This window comes from Teichococcus aerofrigidensis, assembly GCF_054073225.1.
Genome location: NZ_JBSXMU010000260.1, coordinates 1 through 1,222, shown reverse-complemented (window position 1 = coordinate 1,222; position 1,222 = coordinate 1). Strand labels below are relative to the sequence as shown.

At 76.6% G+C, this 1,222-nt stretch carries 2 pseudogenes; both read right to left on the bottom strand.

Going from position 1 to position 1,222, the window contains the following annotated elements:
* A pseudogene (locus ACVMLK_RS21080) lies at window positions 1-204 on the bottom strand (hopanoid-associated phosphorylase); the annotation flags it as partial.
* 27 nt (window positions 205-231) lie between these two features.
* Window positions 232-1,222: pseudogene (locus ACVMLK_RS21075) on the bottom strand (squalene--hopene cyclase); the annotation flags it as partial.

Sequence of the window (1,222 nt, the reverse complement as noted above, 5' to 3'; positions counted from 1 at the left end):
GCCCACCACCCAGTCGCCCGGCGCCAGACCCGGCGCCAGCGCGCCGGCGATGCCGATGCTGATGACGCCGCGCGCCGCCGCCGCCCCGCGTTCCGCCGCCGCCTCCAGCGCCACCGCGTCGCCGCCGCCGGTCAGGACGAGGTGGCCGGGCGCCGCCAGGATGCGCGCCTCACGCCGCAGGCCGGTGAGGATGAGCAGGGTCATGGCGGTCAGGGATGCGCGGGCGCGCCCCTACATGCCCTGTGCCACGCGCCGCGTGTTGCTGCCACGCAGGTTGCGGTAGCGCGCCAGGGCCCAGAGGGGGAAGAACTTCGGGTAGCCGTGGTAGCGCAGGTAGAAGACCCGTGGAAAGCCGCCGCCGGTGTAGCTCTCCTCCGGCCAGAGCCCGCCGGCGTCGCGGTTCCGCTGCAGCCAGCCGATGCCGCGCGCCACCGCCGGATCGTCCACCCGCCCCGCCGCCATCAGGCCCAGCAGGGCCCAGGCCGTCTGCGAGGCCGCCGAGGGCGCCGGCTCGTAGCCCCGATAGTCCAGCCTGTAGCTGCGGCAATCCTCGCCCCAGCCGCCATCCGGATTCTGGATGGCGGCCAGCCAGTCCGCCGCGCGCCGCACGGGCGCGGCCTCCGGCGCCAGGCCGGCGGCGTTCAGGGCGCAGAGCGCCGACCAGGTGCCGTAGATGTAGTTCACGCCCCAGCGCCCGAACCAGCTGCCATCCGCCTCCTGCTCGCCCTCCAGGCAGGCCAGGGCGGCGCGCATCCGCGGGCTGTCGGCCGGCTCGCCGAGCTGCGCCAGCATGCTGACGCAGCGGGCGGTGACATCGGCCGTGGGCGGGTCGAGCAGGGCGCCGTGGTCGGCGAAGGGGATGTTGTTCAGGTGGTGGTGCGTGTTGTCGGCATCGAAGGCGCCCCAGCCGCCATTGCGGCTCTGCAGCCCCGCCGTCCACTCGACGGCGCGCTCGATCGCCGTGTCATGCGCCGCCGTGCCGTCCCGCCGGCGGGCCCGGTCGAGCGCCATGACGACCACGGCGGTGTCGTCGAGGTCGGGATAATGGGCGTTGCGGTACTGGAAGGCCCAGCCGCCGGGCCGGACCCCCGGCCTCCGCTCGGCCCAGTCCCCCCTCACCTCCAGCTCCTGCAGCGGCTTCAGCCAGGCGAGGCCCCGCGTGGCGGCGGCCTGGGGGGGGGCGGGGGCGCCCGCCGCCCGGGCGGGGGGGGGGGCGGGGCGG